Consider the following 16,209-nt stretch of genomic DNA (forward strand, 5'->3'; position numbering starts at 1 on the left):
CGGTGCCGGCTGCGTGAGCCGGCGACGCCAGGTCGAACCTAACCCCGGGAGGAGCCCGCCGACCACCACCCGCAGGTGTGACCGGCCGCGGGTCTCAACGCGGCGGCGGGGGCAGCGCGTCGGTGGCCTCGAGCTGCTCCATCCCGGTGAGCATCAGCAGGTCGGCGACGACCGAGCGGATCTGGGCGAGCACCACCTCGGCGGTCATCTCCTCGGAGCGCTCGACCGCGCCCGAGCCGGCCCCCACCGCGAGCAGCGCGGGGCGGGCCGCGGTCGCCTGCCGGTTGGCCCGGAGCTCGGCGACGCAGGTGTCGACCGCGGCGGCCAGCTCGTCGGCCAGGACGGCGTACGAGTGCGGCACCGCGATGTCGTGGTAGGCCGCGACCGTCACCTGCCGCACCAGCACCCGGGTGCTGCGCAGGGCGCGGTCGAGCGGGTCCACGAGGTCGGCCATCTTCCGGATGCCGGGTCGATGTCGCACGCGGAACGGCGAGGAGGTGGCCACCGCCATCCCCTCGTCGGCAGCCGCCTCGAGCCGGCGCACCAGGTGGTCGGTCGAGCGGGCGTCGGCCAGCAGGAGCAGGGCGCGCTCGGCGTCGCCGTCGACGAGCACGGACGCCGACCCGCGCAGCAGCTCGGCCACCTTCTCCAGGACGGCGGCGGCCTGCTCGCGCGGGCGGCGCAGCGGCGCGGCCGGGACCACGGTGGCCGCGACCAGCGCGACCGCCCCGCCGACGAGGGCGTCGGTCCACCGGGTCAGCGACGCCCCGGTGCCCGGCACCAGCGCGGCGACGAAGAGGCCCTGGATGGCGGCCTGGTTGATGAACAGGGTGCCGGCGTCGAGCATCACCGCCGCCGTCATCGAGAGCCCGACGACGAGCGCGATCTGCCAGGCCCCCGAGCCGAGCCCGGCGACGAGCAGGTCACCGAGGAAGACGCCGATCGCCACGCCGGCCGTCACCTCGACCACCCGGCGCAGCCGCTGCGCGTAGGACGTCCCGAGGCTGACCACCGCCGCGATCGGCGCGAACACCGGGACGTCGTGACCCAGCACGTCCTTGGCGAGGAACCAGGCGACGCCCGCCGCGACCGCGCACTGCGCGATCTGCCAGCGCTTGTCGCGGAAGCGCTGCCGCCGCGCCGCGAACGACCGGCGGCCGCGCCGCCGCGCCCTGCCGATCGGGGTGGCGAACGGGGACGCCTCCATGGAGCGATCCTGTCAGACCGACCGGACCGGGTGGGTCACCCGCGACTCACCAGCGGTCGTGGATGGCGGCCCGGAAGTGCTCGTCGTAGATCGCCCGGACGCCGTCGAGCACGTCGGCCGGCAGCGGGTCGACCGAGCCGGCGGCGGCGTTGGCGGCGGCCTGGGCGGCGTCGCGTGCCCCCGGGATGACGCTGCTGACGCCCGGCTGCTGCCACACCCAGGCCAGGGCGGCCTGGGCCGGGGTGAGGTCGAGGCCGGCGCCGGCGACGAGCGCGGAGAACTCCTGCGCCGCGGCCACGCCGGTCTCGAAGTCGACGCCCGAGAAGGTCTCGCCGACGTCGAAGGCACTGCCGTCGCGGTTGTAGGTGCGGTGGTCGTCAACGGCGAAGGTGGTCGTGCGGTCGTAGCGCCCCGACAGCAGGCCGGAGGCCAGCGGCACCCGGGCGATGATCGCGACCCCGGCCTCGGCGGCCGCCGGCAGGACGACGTCGAGGGGCTTGAGCCGGAAGGCGTTGAGGATGATCTGGATCGAGGCGACGTGCGGGCGGCGGATCGCCGCGAGCGCCTGGTCGACGGTCTCCACGCTGAGCCCGTAGGCCGCGATCGAGCCGTCGGCGACGAGCGCGTCGAGGGCGTCGTAGGTGGCGTCGTCGTCGACGGTCTCCGAGGGCGGGCAGTGCAGCTGGACGAGGTCGAGGGTGTCGACGCCGAGGTTCGCCCGGGACTGGTCCACCCAGGTGCGGAAGTTCTCGGCGCTGTAGTTCTCGGGACGCTGCTCGACCGAGCGGCCCATCTTGGTCGCGACGGTGAGGCCGGCGTCGCGGTGCTCGGCGAGGAACCGGCCGATGACCTGCTCGCTCCGCCCGCCCCCGTACACGTCGGCGGTGTCGAAGAAGGTGACCCCGGCCTCGACCGACGCCTCGAGCACGGCGCGGGCGTCGTCCTCGCTCACCTCGCCCCAGTCGGCTCCGAGCTGCCACGTGCCCAGCCCGACGACCGACACCTCCCGACCGGTGCGACCCAGGGTGCGTGTCTCCATGCCGCCCAAGGTAGCGGTCGGCTCACTCCGGGGAGGTCGGGGCCGGGTCGGGAGCGGGGGTCGGGGCGGGCTCGGGAGCGGGGCTCGGCTCCGGCGGCGTCGGGGCGGGGGTGGGCTCGGGAGCGGGGGCCGGGGCGGGCTCGGGCGCGGGGGCCGGGGCGGGTTCGGGAGCGGCACTCGGCTCGGTGGTCGTGGCGGGGCCAGGGGCAGCCGCGTCGGCCTGACGGGGGCCGCCGCGACCGCGACCGCGGCGCGACCCGCCGCCGGACTTCTCGCCCTGCCCGGACCTCTCACCCTGGCCGGACCTCTCGCCCTGGCCGGGCTGCTCGCCCCGCCCGGACCGCTCGCCGCGGCCGGGCCGCTCGCCGCGACCGGGCCCGGCACCGCGGCCGGGGCGCGGGCCACGGCCGTGCGCCTGGCCGGGGCCCTGTGCCTGGGCGCGCGGCTCGGAACCACCGAGGAAGAGGTCGGCCGAGCCGAGGAGGAGCGGGCCGGCAAGGGCCTCGGGCGAGAGCCAGAGCCGGCCGAAGGCGTCGTCGTCGAGGACCGGGACGGCGACGCGCACGTCGGTGACGTCGACCTGGTGGTCGAACATCTCCAGCACGATCGGGTCGATGTCGCGCAGCGAGGCGACGACGTCGGCGACGGTGCGCCTGCGGGCCGAGACGAGCCGGTGCGCGAGCACGTCGATGGACGAGGACGAGCGCCCGCGCGGACGCTGGCCGGTGTCGAGCTGGTGCATCGCGGTGCCGAGGGCGTCGAGCGCGATCTCGAAGACGTCGGTCCACCCGTCGGCGCGCAGCACGACCTGCTGCGGCTCGTTCCGGCCGCCCTTGCGGGCGAGCTCGTCGCGGCTGCGGCGGTGCGGGCGGGTGAGGGCAACGGGGACGTCGACCCAGGACCCGCCGGCGGCCGGGGTGGTGCCGATGGCGACGGCGGTGACCCGGCCCGCGGCGAGCACGAGCGCGTCGGCGCGGCTGAGCTGGCGTCGGTCGAGCCGGCTGAGGTCGGAGCGGTGCTGGCCGGTGGCGACCCCGTCGACGACGGCGGTGACGGTGCTCGACGCACGGGCCGACGTCCAGAACTCCTTGTCGGAGGACGGCACCCGGTCGAGGCCGAGCGCGACCATCACGAGCGGCTCGCGCCCGGTGACGCCGAGGCGGCGCAGGGCGTCGCGCAGCGGGTCGACGGCGGCCGGGACGCCGGCGTTGACGGCCTCGATGACCGACAGCCGGAACGCCTGGGCCGAGAGCCCGACGTGCGGGGCGAACAGCCGGGCGACGTCGCCGAGGGTGGCCTTCTCCGGGTCGACGTCGGGCGAGCCCGCGACGTGGGCGGAGAGGACGGCGGCCACGGCGAGCCGGACGACCTGCTGCGTGGTCCAGTCGCGCGGGCTGGTGGTCCACTCCCCCTCGCTCCGCTCGGCGAGCAGCGCCAGCTGCCGCTCGGACGGGCGGGGCGGCACGCCGAGCCTCCGCGCCGGCAGGATCAGCTCACGGGACATCGACTCGGCCATGGCGAGAACCGTAGGCCATCTCCCCTCGCCCCCTATCGTCACTGTCCGTGAGGGTGTGCATCGTGGGAGCCGGCGCGATCGGCGGATGGATCGGGACGCGGCTGGCCGCGTCGGGCGCCGCCGAGGTGAGCGCCCTCGCGCGCGGCGCCACGCTCGGGGCGCTCCGGACGCACGGCTGGCGGCTCGACCAGGACGGCGTCCGCACCACGGCGCCGGCGCGGGTCTCCGAGAGCACGGCCGACCTCGGCGAGCAGGACGTCGTCGTCCTGACCGTGAAGGCGACCGCGCTCGCGGCGGTGGTCGACCGGCTGGAGCCCCTGCTCGGCGCGGACACCGTGGTGCTGCCGTTCCTCAACGGCGTGCCGTGGTGGTTCACCCACGGCAGCGACCTCGGCTCCCTCGAGAGCGTCGACCCGGGCGGCCGGGTCGCCGCGGCGGTGCCGTTCGAGCGGGTCCTGGGCGGCGTCGTGCACGCCAGCTGCGCCGCCGTCGAGCCGGGCCTGGTGCGCCACCACCTCGGCAACGGTCTGATCGTCGGCGAGCCGGGCGGCGGTGCGTCGGCGCGCGTGGACGCCGTCGCCGGCGTCCTGGGCGCCGCGGGCTTCGACGTCACCTCGAGCACCGACGTGCGCCGCGACGCCTGGTACAAGCTGTGGGGCAACATGACGATGAACCCGGTCACCGCGCTGACCGGCGCGACCGGTGACCGCGTGCTCGACGACCCCCTCGTGCGCGGGCTCTGCTCCTCGGCGATGCTCGAGGCCCAGCGCATCGGCGACCTGGTCGGCTGCCCGGTCCGGGAGACGCCCGAGGACCGGCACGTCGTCACCTCCCGGCTCGGCGCCCTGCGCACCTCGATGCTGCTCGACGTCGAGGCCGGCCGACCCCTCGAGCTCGACGCGCTGATCGGCGCCGTCCACGAGCTCGGCCGCCGCCTCGACGTCCCGACACCGGCGGTCGACGCCATCTTCGGGCTGACCCGCCTCTTCGGCCGCGTCCACGGCCTCTACCCCGACGAGCCCACCTGACCAACCCGACGACTGGGCGGCCCACACCTGAACTGGGGGGCCGCTACAGCGGCCCCCCAGTTCAGGTTTCCCCGGTCGACCGGGGAAATCCCGCCCCCCGGGGACCGCTCAGCTGGCGGTCAGCCCCGCCCGGCGCGGGAGCCGGACGCGGACCGTGGTGCCGCCGCCGGGGGTCTCGTCGAGACCGATCGTGCCGTGGTGGGCGGCGACGACCCGCCGGCAGGTCGCCAGGCCCAGGCCGGAGCCGGGGACGGAGTGGTCGAGGCGCTCGTGGGCGGCGAAGACCCGGTCCCGGGCCTCCGGCGGGATGCCCCGGCCGTGGTCGACGATCTCGAGCACCCAGCTCTCGCCGTCGCCGCCGGCGTCGACGTGGGCCTGGACCTCCACCGGTCCGCCACCGGCGTGCTTGGCGACGTTGGCGAGCAGGTTCTGCAGGAGCAGCCGCAGCTGGAGCGCGTCGGCGTTGACCGAGGGGAGCTCCCCGACCCCCACCTGCACCCCGGCGAGGGCCGGGACGTCGTCGAGCACCGAGGTGACCAGGTCGGCCACGTCGACCTCGCGGATCGTCAGCTCGCCGCCGACGACGGCGTAGCGCAGGACGTCGCGCACGAGCACCGACATCCGCGACACGCAGCGGTGGGAGCGCGCCAGCAGCATCCGCACCGTGTCGACGTCGGGGGTCTCGGCGGCGACCTCGTCCTCGAGCAGCTCGAGCGTGCCCGAGAGCGCCCCGATCGGGTTCTGCAGGTCGTGGCTCACCTGGGCGCCGAGGGTCTCGAGGTGCTCGTTGCTGCGCTCGAGCTCCGAGACCAGGCTGGCGGAGGCGAGCACCAGCTCGCGCTGGGCGATCTCGGCCGAGCAGGCCGCGGCCAGGTCGGACAGGTTCTCGAGGTCGACCACGGTCCACGCCCGCGGCTCGCCGTCGATGGCGCACAGGGAGCCCACGACCTGGCCGAGGCTGTTGGTGATCGGCCAGCCGGCGTAGGCGATGACGCCCAGGACCGGGATCGCGAGGTTGTCGGCCAGACGCGGCTCCTCGCGCGCGTCCTCGATGATGAGCGGCTTCTCCTCCGCCACGACGTACTTGCAGAACGAGTGGGTCAGCGGGGTCTCGCGCTCCTCCTGCCACGGGTCGGGCAGGCCGAGGGCGCCGGGGAAGACCTGGCGGTAGTCCTCGACGATGCTGACGAGGCCGACCGGGACGCCGAGGCTGCGGCGCACCAGCCGGGCGTAGTGGTCGAAGGAGCCGAGCTCGGGGATGGTGTCCGAGCCGTTCCGCGGGGGGGCGGGGTCCGGAGCGATGGTGCCTGCCTGGGGGGACATGGGGCTCAAGATACGCGGTCCGGCCAGCCCGGCGGGCCATGTCGTCGACAACCGGGTCAGGCGGCTGCCGGCGCAGCGTTCCTCAGCGCCGCGGGTGAGCCCGGGGTCGGGAACCAGCGCCACACGACGGCGGACTGGGCGAGGGTCCAGGTGGAGTTGGCGACCCAGTAGACGAGCAGCGCGACCGGCACGACCCCGCCGGCGAACAGCAGCCCGCCGGCCGAGAGCACCGGCATCATCCGCTGGGCCGAGGCCATCGCCTCCGGCAGGTCGGCGGTGACGACGTTGGGGGCCACGAGGTAGCGCTGGGTGACGAACGACAGGGTGGCCGCGGTGAGCGCGAGCCCGGCGACGACGGCGAGGTGGCCGGGCCCGGCGCCGGCGTAGCCCCGGTCCGCGAGCGGCACGCCGGCGATGGTGGCCTGGCCGAGCGAGGCGACCAGGTCGGAGCCCATCGCGCCCACGGACCGGCCGCGGCCGACGTTCGACATCAGGTGGTACAGCCCGAGCCAGATCGGCAGCTGGACCAGCAGCGGCAGGCAGCCGAGCCGCGACATGCCGTGCTCGGCGGCGATCGCGCGCCGCTCCTCGGTCAGGGCGCGCAGGCTGTCGGCGTCACGCTGGCCCCGGTAGCGCGCGGTGAGCTCCTTGAGCGCCGGCCGGGCGCGGGCGGCGGCGTGGGCGGACCGGACGCCGTGCACGACGAGCGGCAGCAGCGCGCACCGCACGACGAGGACGACGGCCGCGATCGAGGCCACCCAGGTGGCGCCGGCGTCGGGGTCGGACCCGACGGCGCCCAGTCCGGCGTGGGCGCCGGAGACGACGACGGCGAGGGCGTGCTGCAGTGGTTCGAGGACGGACATGGTGGCTCCTGGAAGGACGAGCGGGGTGGGTGGACGCCTCTGCTCGCCTCGTCGACCACCGAGCGGGGTCGCGAGGGAGCGTCAGTCCGTTCCAGGAGCGCGTGGGCGCAGCGGGTGGTGCACCGGGTCGGTGACCCGGCTGGTCAGGGCGACGGGCGGGACCCGTCGCGTGGCCGTGGCGATCGCCGTCGTGCGCAGCTGCACGACGCCGGACGCCGCCGACCCACTGGTGAGCGCCGCCGCCGCGAGGGCCACGACCGCCAGGGCCACGGTGGCCGAGGTGTCGGTGGTGACCGCGATCGACGGGACGACGAGCGCGAACGCCGCCGCGAGGGCGAGCGCCAGCGCCGCGCGCAGCTGCGCGATCACCGAGGTCGTCCCACCCATGCCGCGATGCTACGTCAACGGGACCGCGACCCGGCGACGTCGGCGACCCGGCCGGTCAGCCCCGGGCGACCCACGGCGTGAAGCTGCGGGGCGCACCGAGCCAGTCGACGACGGCCTCGCCGCTGCCGTCGGACCGCGTCCCCGACGACGTCACCGCGACGCGGACGTCCTCGGGGTTGCCGAGGGCGGCGCGCGACATGCGCATCACGACGCGGTCCCCCCGGTAGTCCAGCGTGAGCTCGTAGCTGCCCTCGACCGGCTCGCCCCAGGTGCGGCGGTTGAACCCGTCCGTCTCGAGGAGCTGGTAGTCGGTGCCCTCGAAGTAGCCGCCCACGAAGACGCGCTCCGGACCCTTGTCGGCCGGGTCGGTGTCGAGGAACACCGCGCCGCCCGAGCCCGACGCGGAGTCGCGACGCAGGTTGGTGTGGGTGGTGACCACGACGACCCGTCGCTCGAGGTTGCGGACCTCGACCGAGCGCAGGTCGGAGCCGTGGGCGGTGTCGCGGGGGTCGGAGACCTCGATGCTCCCGGCCGACGCCGGGCCGGCGAGGCCCAGCGTGAGCGCGGCGACCGAGAGGCCGACCGCCACGGCGGTCGACCGGGTGGCGAGGGTGCGGGTGCGGAACGGGTGGGTGGGCATGGCGGTTCTTCCTTCTCGGACGAGGTCGGCGGCGCGGCCGGGCCCCGGCGGGGCACACCCCCCAGACGCGGGATCGCGGCAGAAGGTTGCCACCCCGGCCGTGGATCTCTTGTGGGGTGTCGGTGGCGTGGGCGACGGTGGGCCCATGTCTCGGACCCGCTGCTTCCTCCCGCCGTACCTGATCACCACCCTGGCGCAGACCCGCCCCGAGGTCGCCGCCCGCTGGGCGCACACCCTCGCCGAGGACCACCGGCTCCGCACGGCGCGCGGCACCGGCGCGGTGAGCGGGCCCCGGGCCGGCGCCGCGACCGGGACCGGGACCGCCACCGCGACCGGGCCCGCGTGGGTCGTGCACACGGCCGGTGGCCGCACGGTGCTGCCCGGCGACGTCGTCCGCTCGGCCGGCGACCCGGAGACCGGTGACCTCGCCGTCGACGAGGCCGCCACCGGCGTCGCGGCCTCCCTCGCGCTCTTCGAGGAGGTCTACGGGCGCCGTTCGTACGACGACCGTGGGGCCACGGTGTCGGTGAGCGTCCACTACGGCACCGACTACGTGAACGCGTTCTGGGACGGCACCCAGCTGGTCTTCGGCGACGGCGACGGCGAGGTGTTCGACCGGTTCACCAAGCCGGTCGACGTGCTGGCCCACGAGCTCACCCACGCGGTCACCGAGCACACCGCGGGCCTCGTCTACCAGGGTCAGTCCGGCGCCCTCAACGAGTCGGTGAGCGACGTCTTCGCCGCGTGCCTCAAGCAGCGGCTCCTCGGGCAGTCCCCCGCCGAGGCCGACTGGCTCGTCGGCGCGGGCCTCTTCCTCCCGGGCGTCGACGCCCGCGGCCTGCGCGACATGGCGGCCCCCGGCACCGCCTACGACGACCCGGCCCTCGGCCGGGACCCGCAGCCGGCCCACCTGCGCGACTACGTCGAGACCACCGACGACAACGGCGGGGTGCACCTGAACTCCGGGATCCCCAACCGGGCCTTCCACCTCGCCGCGGTCGCGCTCGGCGGCTCGTCCTGGGAGCGCGCCGGGCGGGTCTGGTACACCGCGCTCACCGGCGGCGACCTCGGCCCGCGGGTCGACTTCGCGGGCTTCGCGGCGGCCACCGTCGCCGCCGCCGAGCGGCTCGACGGGGTGCGACCGGGCCCGGTCGAGCAGGCCTGGGCCGAGGTCGGCGTCACCCCCGACGGCGCCGGGCCGGCGTCCCCCGCCCCGGCGCCCCCGCGGGCGGGCGACCGGGTGGTGGTCCGCCGCAGCGGCGGGTTCGCGGGCCGCACGACGGCCGGCGCGGTCGACCTGACCGGCGACGACGCGCGGGCCGGCGAGCTGCGCGACCTGGTCGGCCGCATCGACGTCCGCCGGGTCGGCTCGAGCGCCCCGCAGCCCGACCGGTTCGTCTACGCCTTCGAGCTCGGGGACGTGCAGGTGACGGTGCCCGAGCAGGACCTCACCTCCGAGCTGCGCCGGGTCGCCGACCTGGTGCTGCGCGACGACCTCTGAGCACCGGCCCCGAGGACCGGCTCCACGCACGGGCGAGGTGCGCGCCGGTCGGGCCGGGCGTGTGACGGCGCGGCGATCGGGCACCGGGGGTGGTGATGACCTCAGCCCTCGCCCCCGTCCTCCAGGTCGACGGGCCGTTCGCCTCGGCCCTCGTCGACGTCAGCCACGACAGCGAGAACGGTGAGCACGAGCACGCCCTCCGGGTCCGTGCCGTGTGCGACCGGCTCGCCGAGGCCGGTGCCGGCGCCGGGGTGGTCGACGTCGTCTCGCGCGCGCTGCTCGAGCCCGCCGACCTGCCCGCCCCGGCCGCCCGGTTCGTGATCGCCACCGACGCCGGCGTGTGCCACGAGGCGGTGGTCGGCGCCCGGGTCGACCAGGCGCAGGCGACCTGGGGCGCGCTGCCCGACCTCGCCCCCTGGATCACCCACGCCGACACCACGGTGACCTTCGTGCTGGCCCTGGTCGACCACGCCGGCGGCGACGTGTCGCTGCACTCCAGCGCCCTCCCGACCGCGCTCGAGGAGGAGAGCGTGGGGGGCGGCGACCAGCGTGAGGACGACCTCCACAAGGTCTCGGTCGGCGGGTGGGCCGAGCGCCGCAACCAGCTGCGGTCCGAGAACGCGTGGCGCGAGAGCGCCGAGCAGGTCGTCGAGGCGATCACCTCGCACGTGCGCGCCGGCCACCGACTCGTGCTGCTGTCCGGGGACCCGACCTCGGTCGCCCTCGTCCGGGACCGTCTCGGGGAGGGGCCGAGGTGGTCGAGATCAAGAGCGGTCAGCGGGCCGAGGACGGCGGCGACGAGGCCCTGGAGCGGGCCGTGCAGCACGCCCTCACCGCCCAGGTGGTGCGCCGCCGGCTGGACCAGGTGCACGAGGTCAGGGCCCGGCTCGGCCGCGGCGAGGGAGTCGCGACCGGTGTCAAGGACGTCGCCGAGGCCTTCGTCCGGGGACAGGTCGCCCACCTGGTGCTCGACCCGGCCGGGGCCGCCGACCTCGAGCTCGACCCCGACCGGGTCGAGGGCCTCGCGCTCGGGGAGACCGGGGCGCACGGTCCGATGCCCGCCGACCGGGTCCTCCTCGCGGCCGCCGTCCTCACCGACGCCGAGGTCACCGTCCTGCCCGCCTCCGTGCTCGGGGGAGCCCCCGTGGCGGCGCTGCTGCGCTGGCAGCAGTGAGCCCCCGCGACCTCACGCCCGGGCGAGCCACTGCTCCAGCGTCGTGACCCCGGTGTGTCCGGGCTTCCCGCGCGGGGCCAGTGCGCCGCCGGCGACGTCCGCGCCGAAGTACCTCGCCCCCTCGTCGACGACGACCGGCCGCGCGTCGCCGCGAGCCGCCAGGACGCGGGAGGCCACCTCCGCCATCGTCGACAGCTCCGGGCCGGCGACCTCGACGTAGCCGTCGAGCGGGGCCGAGGTGACGACGTCGGCCAGCGCGTCGGCGACGTCGGAGGCAGCGACCGGCTGGAACGGCGCGGGCGGCAGGTGGATCTCGTCGCCGACCAGGCCGGCCTCGGCGATGCCGCCCACGAACTCGAAGAACTGCGTCGCACGCAGCACCGAGAACGGCACCCCGCCGCCGGCGATGGCGTCCTCCTGGGCGACCTTGGCCCGCAGGTAGCCGCTCGTGGGCAGGTCGCGGGCACCGACGATCGAGACTGCGACGTGGTGCCCCACGCCGGCCTGCTTCTCGGCGGCCAGCTGGTTGCCGGTCGAGGTCACGAAGAAGTCGAGGACGGCGTCGTCGTCCCAGACCGGCGAGTTGGTCACGTCGACGACGACGTCGATGCCGGCCATCGCCTCGACCAGGCCGGTGCCGGTGATCGTGTCGACGCCGGAGGCGGGCGAGGCGGGGGTGACCTCGTGACCCGCGGTCCGCAACCGTTCGGTGAGGAGGGAGCCGATGAGTCCGGTGCCGCCGATGACCAGTACGCGCATGTCGATGCTTCTCTCGAGAGGTGGGATAAACGTGGACACAACATATCCACGTTGAACGTGGATGGCAATAGTCCGCGTTCCGGTAGGGTGGTGGCGTGAAGCTGGCAGCGGGGGTCGAGTGGGCACTGCACTGCTGCGTCGTGCTGAGCCGGGCCACCGCGCCGGTGCCGGGCGCCCGTCTCGCCGAGCTGCACGACGTCTCCCGCAGCTACCTGGCCAAGACCCTCCAGTCGCTGTCGCGCGCCGGCCTGGTCTCCACGACCGAGGGGCGCGACGGCGGCTACCTCCTGGTGCGACCGGCGTCCGAGATCTCCGTGCTCGACGTGGTCCGCGCCGTCGACGGCACCGAGCCGGCGTTCCGCTGCACCGAGATCCGCCAGCAGGGCCCGTTCCCGACGACCGGCGAGGCCTGCCTGTCGCCGTGCGGGATCGCGAAGGTGATGCACGAGGCCGAGCAGGCCTGGCAGACGTCGCTGCGGCAGGTGAGCGTGGCCGACCTCGCGGCGACCTTTGAGGCCACGAGCGGCAGCGCGGCCCTGCGACAGCTCAGCGGCTGGCTCGCGGGCTGACCCACCCCAAGGCAGGGGGTCGGGTCTGGCACCGTTCGCCCATGACCTCCACCCACTACGACCTCGTGGTCGTCGGCACCGGCTCGGGCAACACCATCGTCGACCGCCGCTTCGCCGGCTGGCGGGTCGCGATCGTCGAGAGGTGGACCTACGGCGGCACCTGCCTCAACCGGGGCTGCATCCCCTCGAAGATGTACGTCGCGACCGCCGACCACGCCCACGACGCGGCCGACGGCGTGCGCTTCGACCTCGACACGTCCTTCGACGGCGCCGACTGGCCCGCGATCCGCGACCGGATCTTCGGCCGCGTCGACCTCCTCGCCGCGTCGGGTCGCTCCTACCGCGAGGGCCAGGAGCACGTCGACGCCCTCGCCGGCACGGCGCGGTTCACGGGCCCGCGCGCGCTCACCGTCGACCTCGAGGACGGCGGCTCGGTCGACCTCACCGCCGACCACGTCGTGCTCGCCACCGGCAGCCGGCCCATCGTCCCCGACATCCCCGGCCTCGACGAGGTCGAGCACCACACGAGCGACACCGTGCTGCGGCTGGAGACGCTCCCGGCCCGGATCGGCATCCTCGGCGGCGGCTACATCGGCGCCGAGCTGGCCCACGTCTTCTCCAGCCTCGGCTCCCGCGTGGTGCAGGTCGACGCCGCGAAGACGCTCCTCAAGCGCCACGACGCCGACATCGCGCAGGCCTACACCGCCGAGGCCGCCACGCGCTGGGACGTCCGCCTCGGCGTCGAGCTCGCCCGGGTGACCGGCCACGACGACGCCACCACCACCCTGCACCTCAGCGACGGCAGCAGCGTCGACGTCGACGCCCTGCTGCTCGCCGTCGGACGCCGGCGCAACAGCGACCTGGTCGACGTCGCGCGGGGCGGCGTCGACGTCGACGAGCGCGGCCGGATCCTGGTCGACCAGCACCAGCGCACCAGCGCCGAGGGCGTCTGGGCCCTCGGCGACGCCTCCAGCCCCGAGCCGTTGAAGCACGTCGCCAACCAGGACGCCCGCGTCATCCAGCACAACCTGCTGCACCCCGACGACCTGGTCGTCAGCGACCACCGGTTCGTGCCGGCCGCGGTCTTCACCCACCCCCAGGTCGCCACCGTCGGGCTCACCGAGGAGCAGGCCCGCGACCAGGGGCTCGACGTCGCCGTCGTCCGCCAACGCTACGCCGACATCGCCCACGGGTGGGCGCTGCGCGAGGACGACCCGATCTCGGAGAACCACCAGGTCAAGCTGCTCGCCGACCGCGCGACCGGCCGCCTCGTCGGCGCCCACCTCATCGGGCCCCAGGCCTCCAACCTGATCCAGCCGCTCGTGCAGGCGATGAGCTTCGACCAGCCCGTCCGTGGCCTGGCCCGCGGTCAGTACTGGATCCACCCGGCCCTCAGCGAGGTCGTCGAGAACGCCCTCCTCAAGCTCGAGGCCGAGCTCGACTCCTGATGCCGGCCGGGCGCCCGGGTTGACCCGTCGCCGTCGCTGCGTCACCCTTAACCGAACGATCGCTAGGTTTTTCGGACGGGCCGGGCGGCAGGCGCACCAGAGGAGCAGACGTGGCAACCAACGACCTCACCCCGGTCGAGCTGGAGGCGGTGGCGGGCGTCATGCGCGACGCCGGCGTCACGCTCGAGGGTCCGCTCACGTCGCGGCTGATCGCCGGCGGGCGGTCCAACCTCACCTTCCGCCTCGACGACGGCGCCGCGGCCTGGGTGATGCGGACGCCGCCGCGCGCCGGCCGCACGCCCTCGGCGCACGACGTGGCCCGGGAGTTCCGGGTCGTCAAGGCGCTCGGACCCACCGACGTCCCGGTCGCGCCCGCGGTCGCGGTGTGCGAGGACGAGAGCCTGCTCGGCGGCGCCTTCGCCATCTGCGGCTTCGTCGAGGGCCGCGCCGTGCAGGCCCAGGACGAGCTGGAGGCGCTCGGCGACGCCCAGCTCGACCGCACGGTCGAGGCGCTCTCGGAGACCCTGGCCGCGCTGCACCGCGTCGACCACGTCGCCGTGGGCCTCGAGCGCTTCGGGCGCCCCGACGCCTACGCCGAGCGCCAGCACAAGCGCTGGTCGGGGCAGTGGGAGATCGTCGGCACCCACCTCGACGACGACGTCCGCGACCTGGCCGAGCGACTGTCGACCCGGCTCGCCGACCGGCTGCCCGAGCAGCTCTCGACCGGCATCGTGCACGGCGACTACCGCCTCGACAACACCCTCGTCCGCCTCGGCGACGGCACCGACGCCGGCCCCGGCGACGTCACCGTGGCCGCGGTCGTCGACTGGGAGCTGTCCACGATCGGCGACCCGGTGGCCGACGTCGCCAACATGTGCGTCTACCGCGACCCGGCCTTCGACCTGGTCATCGGCTCCCCGTGCGCCTGGACCAGCGACCGGCTGCCCGACGTCGACGGCCTCGCCGCGGCCTACGAGAAGGCCGGCGGGGTCCCGCTGCGCGACTTCGAGCAGCACCTCGCGCTCGCCTACTACAAGCTGGCCGTGATCTCGGCCGGCATCGACCACCGCTTCCGCGCCGGTGCCGCCCACGGCTCCGGCTTCGACACCGCCGGCCAGGCGGTGCCCCTCCTCCTGGGGGCCGGCCTGGCCCGCCTCGACCGCGTGGAAGGCTGAGCGCCATGGAGTTCACCGAGCTGATGGCCGAGCGCTGGAGCTGCCGGGCCTTCCGCCCCGAGGCGGTCGAGGAGGAGGTCCTGCGGGGGATCTTCGCGACCGCGCAGCAGACGGCGTCCTGGTGCAACACGCAGCCGTGGGGCGTGCACCTCCTCAGCGGCGACAGTGCGCAGTGGTTCGGCAAGGAGCTGTCGGAGCACGTGGTCGCGAACGCCTCCCCCGAGCAGCAGAGCCCCGACCTCGACCTGCCCGCGGCCTACACCGGCGTCTACCGGGAGCGCCGCCGCGAGGCCGGCTACGCGCTCTACGAGAGCCTCGGCATCGAGCGCTCCGACCTCGGCCGGCGCGCCGAGCAGATGCTGCTCAACTACACCTTCTTCGGCGCCCCGCACGTCGCGATCATCACCTCCGACCGCGCCCAGGGCACCTACGGCGCCCTCGACTGCGGCGGCTACGTCGCCAACCTGATGAACGCCGCCCTCGACGTCGGCGTGGCCTCGATCGCCCAGGGTGCGATCGGCATGTACGCCGGCGCCGTCCGCGAGCTGCTCGGGCTCGACGACGACCGCGTCGTCGTGTGCGGTGTCTCGCTGGGGCGCCCCGACGAGGAGCACCCGGTCAACACCTTCCGCACCAGCCGGGCGGCGCTCGAGGACCTCGTCACCGTCGTCGAGCGGCCGTGACCTCCGCCGCCGGCGTCCTGGAGGTCGAGCGGGACGGCGCCGTCCTCGTGCTGACGATGAACCGGCCGCGCCAGCGCAACGCCCTCGACCGCGAGCTCACCGACGCGCTGTCGGCCGCCCTCGACCTCCTCGACGACGACCCGTCGCTGCACGTCGGCATCCTGGCCGGCCGGGGGCCGGCGTTCTGCGCCGGCACCGACCTGCACGAGCCCAGCAGCCCGGCCACCGACCGCGGCGGCGAGTACGGCCTCGTCCGGCGGCGCCGGGGCACGCCGCTGGTGGCCGCGGTCGAGGGACCCGCCCTCGGCGGCGGCTTCGAGCTGGTGCTGGCCTGCGACCTGGTCGTCCCCGGCACGGACGCCCGCTTCGGCCTGCCCGAGGTGGCCCGCGGCCTGGTCGCCACCTGCGCCGGCCTCTTCCGGTCCGCCGACCGGCTGCCGCCCGCGATCGCGGCCGAGATGCTCCTCACCGGCGACCCCGTCGGGGCCGAGCGGGCCCACCAGGTCGGCCTGGTCAACGTGCTCGCCGAGCCCGGTCAGGCCCTCGAGCGGGCCCGCGAGCTCGCCGCCCGCATCACCCGCAACTCCCCGGACGCCGTGTCGGCGTCGCTGCGCGCGCTGCACGACTCGCGTGGCCCGGCCGAGGCCGCGGGGTGGACCGCGACCGACCTCGCCATCGCCCGGATCGCGCAGTCGCCCGACCCCGCCGAGGGCATCGGCGCGTTCTTCGACAAGCGCCCGCCGCGCTGGAGCCGCTGACCCAAACCGCGCGATCGCGCCGTTCGGGCACGCCACAGGCCCCCCGACCGACCCAAACCGCGCGATCGCGCCGTTCGGGCACGCCACAGACACCCCAACCGACCCAAACCGCGCGATTGCGCCGTTCGGGCACGCCACA

The 16,209-nt window shown here is 75.4% G+C and carries 16 protein-coding genes and 1 pseudogene; 9 read left to right on the top strand and 8 right to left on the bottom strand.

The features are described 5' to 3' along the window. Nucleotides 1–94: 94 nt before the first annotated feature. The 3 genes from FE634_RS18610 to FE634_RS18620 are packed head-to-tail and all read right to left on the bottom strand — an operon-like array spanning nucleotide 95 to nucleotide 3,762. A complete protein-coding gene (locus FE634_RS18610; RefSeq protein WP_138876735.1) occupies nucleotides 95–1,207 on the bottom strand; it encodes an FUSC family protein in 1,113 nt (370 codons plus the stop codon). Nucleotides 1,208–1,253: 46 nt separating this feature from the next. Continuing rightward, nucleotides 1,254–2,246 (bottom strand): aldo/keto reductase, encoded by a 993-nt coding sequence (locus FE634_RS18615; RefSeq protein ID WP_187366752.1) that lies wholly within the window; start codon nucleotides 2,244–2,246, stop codon nucleotides 1,254–1,256. Nucleotides 2,247–2,268: 22 nt separating this feature from the next. Further along, a complete protein-coding gene (locus FE634_RS18620; RefSeq protein WP_148240869.1) occupies nucleotides 2,269–3,762 on the bottom strand; it encodes a hypothetical protein in 1,494 nt (497 codons plus the stop codon). A gap of 47 nt (nucleotides 3,763–3,809) precedes the next feature. On the opposite strand from FE634_RS18620, the gene FE634_RS18625 reads away from it, so the two are divergent. After that, nucleotides 3,810–4,790 (top strand): 2-dehydropantoate 2-reductase, encoded by a 981-nt coding sequence (locus FE634_RS18625; protein WP_148240870.1) that lies wholly within the window; start codon nucleotides 3,810–3,812, stop codon nucleotides 4,788–4,790. Nucleotides 4,791–4,898: 108 nt separating this feature from the next. On the opposite strand, the gene FE634_RS18630 is transcribed toward FE634_RS18625, so the two are convergent. The 4 genes from FE634_RS18630 to FE634_RS18645 form a co-directional block, all read right to left on the bottom strand. Next, complete coding sequence (locus tag FE634_RS18630; protein WP_148240871.1) at nucleotides 4,899–6,113, bottom strand: sensor histidine kinase; 1,215 nt, start codon at nucleotides 6,111–6,113, stop codon at nucleotides 4,899–4,901. A gap of 56 nt (nucleotides 6,114–6,169) precedes the next feature. Beyond that, on the bottom strand, nucleotides 6,170–6,976 hold the full coding sequence (gene yidC / locus FE634_RS18635) for a membrane protein insertase YidC (RefSeq protein ID WP_148240872.1): 807 nt from the start codon (nucleotides 6,974–6,976) through the stop codon (nucleotides 6,170–6,172). An 81-nt stretch (nucleotides 6,977–7,057) separates the two neighbouring features. Further along, nucleotides 7,058–7,363, bottom strand: a complete 306-nt coding sequence (locus FE634_RS18640) for a hypothetical protein (protein ID WP_137295696.1) — start codon at nucleotides 7,361–7,363, stop codon at nucleotides 7,058–7,060. Nucleotides 7,364–7,418: 55 nt separating this feature from the next. Then, entirely contained in the window at nucleotides 7,419–8,003 is a 585-nt protein-coding gene (locus FE634_RS18645; protein ID WP_137295695.1) for a hypothetical protein, read from the bottom strand. 145 nt (nucleotides 8,004–8,148) lie between these two features. On the opposite strand from FE634_RS18645, the gene FE634_RS18650 reads away from it, so the two are divergent. The 3 genes and pseudogenes from FE634_RS18650 to FE634_RS21740 all read left to right on the top strand — a co-directional run bounded on the left by FE634_RS18650 (nucleotide 8,149) and on the right by FE634_RS21740 (nucleotide 10,678). Then, nucleotides 8,149–9,504 (top strand): protealysin inhibitor emfourin, encoded by a 1,356-nt coding sequence (locus FE634_RS18650; RefSeq protein WP_138876740.1) that lies wholly within the window; start codon nucleotides 8,149–8,151, stop codon nucleotides 9,502–9,504. Between the two features lie 95 nt (nucleotides 9,505–9,599). After that, nucleotides 9,600–10,199: pseudogene (locus tag FE634_RS21905) on the top strand (baeRF2 domain-containing protein); the annotation flags it as partial. Between the two features lie 59 nt (nucleotides 10,200–10,258). Continuing rightward, nucleotides 10,259–10,678: a hypothetical protein gene (locus tag FE634_RS21740; protein WP_138876742.1), complete on the top strand. Its 420-nt coding sequence runs from the start codon at nucleotides 10,259–10,261 to the stop codon at nucleotides 10,676–10,678. A gap of 12 nt (nucleotides 10,679–10,690) precedes the next feature. Here the strand turns inward: FE634_RS21740 and FE634_RS21745 are convergent, their stop codons facing one another. Next, the gene (locus FE634_RS21745; RefSeq protein WP_138876743.1) at nucleotides 10,691–11,437 is read right to left on the bottom strand and encodes an SDR family oxidoreductase; all 747 of its coding nucleotides are present in this window, start codon (nucleotides 11,435–11,437) and stop codon (nucleotides 10,691–10,693) included. A 95-nt stretch (nucleotides 11,438–11,532) separates the two neighbouring features. Between FE634_RS21745 and FE634_RS18670 the strand changes: the two genes are divergently transcribed. The 5 genes from FE634_RS18670 to FE634_RS18690 all read left to right on the top strand — a co-directional run bounded on the left by FE634_RS18670 (nucleotide 11,533) and on the right by FE634_RS18690 (nucleotide 16,070). Then, nucleotides 11,533–12,006: an RrF2 family transcriptional regulator gene (locus tag FE634_RS18670; RefSeq protein ID WP_137293938.1), complete on the top strand. Its 474-nt coding sequence runs from the start codon at nucleotides 11,533–11,535 to the stop codon at nucleotides 12,004–12,006. Nucleotides 12,007–12,047: 41 nt separating this feature from the next. Beyond that, the gene (locus FE634_RS18675; RefSeq protein ID WP_138876744.1) at nucleotides 12,048–13,454 is read left to right on the top strand and encodes a mycothione reductase; all 1,407 of its coding nucleotides are present in this window, start codon (nucleotides 12,048–12,050) and stop codon (nucleotides 13,452–13,454) included. Nucleotides 13,455–13,564: 110 nt separating this feature from the next. Then, complete coding sequence (locus tag FE634_RS18680) at nucleotides 13,565–14,629, top strand: phosphotransferase family protein (RefSeq protein WP_246060695.1); 1,065 nt, start codon at nucleotides 13,565–13,567, stop codon at nucleotides 14,627–14,629. A 5-nt stretch (nucleotides 14,630–14,634) separates the two neighbouring features. Further along, complete coding sequence (locus FE634_RS18685; RefSeq protein WP_137293940.1) at nucleotides 14,635–15,312, top strand: nitroreductase; 678 nt, start codon at nucleotides 14,635–14,637, stop codon at nucleotides 15,310–15,312. Continuing rightward, complete coding sequence (locus FE634_RS18690; RefSeq protein ID WP_138876745.1) at nucleotides 15,309–16,070, top strand: enoyl-CoA hydratase-related protein; 762 nt, start codon at nucleotides 15,309–15,311, stop codon at nucleotides 16,068–16,070. Before FE634_RS18685 ends, FE634_RS18690 begins: the two co-directional genes overlap by 4 nt. Nucleotides 16,071–16,209: the final 139 nt, after the last annotated feature.

The organism is Nocardioides sp. S-1144 (assembly GCF_005954645.2).
GTDB classification, from domain to species: domain Bacteria; phylum Actinomycetota; class Actinomycetes; order Propionibacteriales; family Nocardioidaceae; genus Nocardioides; species Nocardioides dongxiaopingii.

Excerpts from the sequence above, each read along its gene's own strand:
- FE634_RS18675 (WP_138876744.1), top strand. The coding sequence starts at position 12,048 with ATGACCTCCACCCACTACGACCTCGTGGTCGTCGGCACCGGCTCGGGC.
- yidC (WP_148240872.1), bottom strand. The coding sequence starts at position 6,976 with ATGTCCGTCCTCGAACCACTGCAGCACGCCCTCGCCGTCGTCGTCTCC.
- FE634_RS18650 (WP_138876740.1), top strand. The coding sequence starts at position 8,149 with ATGTCTCGGACCCGCTGCTTCCTCCCGCCGTACCTGATCACCACCCTG.
- FE634_RS18630 (WP_148240871.1), bottom strand. The coding sequence starts at position 6,113 with ATGTCCCCCCAGGCAGGCACCATCGCTCCGGACCCCGCCCCCCCGCGG.
- FE634_RS21745 (WP_138876743.1), bottom strand. The coding sequence starts at position 11,437 with ATGCGCGTACTGGTCATCGGCGGCACCGGACTCATCGGCTCCCTCCTC.
- FE634_RS18685 (WP_137293940.1), top strand. The coding sequence starts at position 14,635 with ATGGAGTTCACCGAGCTGATGGCCGAGCGCTGGAGCTGCCGGGCCTTC.
- FE634_RS18620 (WP_148240869.1), bottom strand. The coding sequence starts at position 3,762 with ATGGCCGAGTCGATGTCCCGTGAGCTGATCCTGCCGGCGCGGAGGCTC.
- FE634_RS18615 (WP_187366752.1), bottom strand. The coding sequence starts at position 2,246 with ATGGAGACACGCACCCTGGGTCGCACCGGTCGGGAGGTGTCGGTCGTC.
- FE634_RS18645 (WP_137295695.1), bottom strand. The coding sequence starts at position 8,003 with ATGCCCACCCACCCGTTCCGCACCCGCACCCTCGCCACCCGGTCGACC.
- FE634_RS18640 (WP_137295696.1), bottom strand. The coding sequence starts at position 7,363 with ATGGGTGGGACGACCTCGGTGATCGCGCAGCTGCGCGCGGCGCTGGCG.
- FE634_RS18610 (WP_138876735.1), bottom strand. The coding sequence starts at position 1,207 with ATGGAGGCGTCCCCGTTCGCCACCCCGATCGGCAGGGCGCGGCGGCGC.